Origin of the sequence: Salibacter halophilus (assembly GCF_008806325.1) — a bacterium.
Lineage (GTDB): Bacteria > Bacteroidota > Bacteroidia > Flavobacteriales_G > Salibacteraceae > Salibacter > Salibacter halophilus.
On the sequence record NZ_WACR01000021.1, the window covers coordinates 1 to 1043 of the forward strand.

The 1043-nt window shown below is 43.2% G+C and carries 1 protein-coding gene; it reads left to right on the top strand.

All coding sequences use genetic code 11. From position 1 onward, the window contains the following. Positions 1-58 precede the first annotated feature (58 nt). The gene (locus tag F3059_RS13600) at positions 59-1003 is read left to right on the top strand and encodes a tyrosine-type recombinase/integrase (protein WP_151170212.1); all 945 of its coding nucleotides are present in this window, start codon (positions 59-61) and stop codon (positions 1001-1003) included. Positions 1004-1043: the final 40 nt, after the last annotated feature.

A 1043-nucleotide genomic window follows, 5' to 3' on the forward strand; every position in this document is an offset into this window, starting at 1 on the left:
GAAGAAAACCAAGACGGTAAAGTCGTAGTTCAAAAAGTTCACCAAAAGGTATGCGCCAATGAGAAATTTACCCCTGAAAAATGCCAGTTACGAATACCTTTTAACCGCCTTTAAAGAATGGTTGGACATACTCGGCTACAATCCGCAGACCGTTTACAACATGCCTTCCATGGTGCGCGAGTTCCTGCATTTTTTAGAGCAAGAAAACTGCAACCAAATAAACCAACTCAAAAGCAAGCACTACAAAGACTACTTCAATCACCTGAGCACACGACCCAACCAAAGGCGGGGCGGTGGACTTGGAAATGTGTACATAAACCAGCAAATCCAAGCCTTGGAAAAGTTCTACGAGTTCCTACAACACAAAGGAACAAACGGAATCCCACCAGTAACCTTAAAGCAACTCAAACTAGAAAAAGGAAACATTACCGTACTCACACAAGAAGAGATCAAACAACTTTTTGACGCAGCCAACCAGGAAACCCCACACTCCAAACAAGAAGCTTTTAACGCAAGAGACAAAGCCATGTTGGTCGTGTTTTATGCCTGTGGACTGAGAAGAAGAGAAGGGGCAAACCTCGCCTTGGATGATATCAACTTCGACAGAAGAATAATCCACGTAAGAAAAGGCAAGAACTACAAAGAACGATTGGTTCCTTTTAGCAAGAGCAGTTCCAAGATATTACAAGAATGGATTTACGATTACAGGCCGCAACTGATCAAAAGCCAGAAAGAATCAAACCTGTTTATTGGCATGATCGGCAAACCCATGACAGGCGGCAGCTTGTACACCCGATTAAAGAAACTGACACTGCTAGTTGATAACCCGGACTTACAACAAAAAGAAGTGGGCTTGCATACGCTTCGCCACTCGATCGCCACCCACCTTTTAGAAAACGGAATGGAACTGCAAAAAATCCAACGGTTCTTAGGTCACAGCAGCTTAGAGAGTACACAGATTTACACCCACTTAATCAAAAAGGAGCGCGCAAATGAACTTTAAAAACTACTTGGAATCACAAGGGAAAAGCAAATCCACCGTC

Excerpts from the sequence above, each read along its gene's own strand:
- F3059_RS13600 (WP_151170212.1), top strand. The coding sequence starts at position 59 with ATGAGAAATTTACCCCTGAAAAATGCCAGTTACGAATACCTTTTAACC.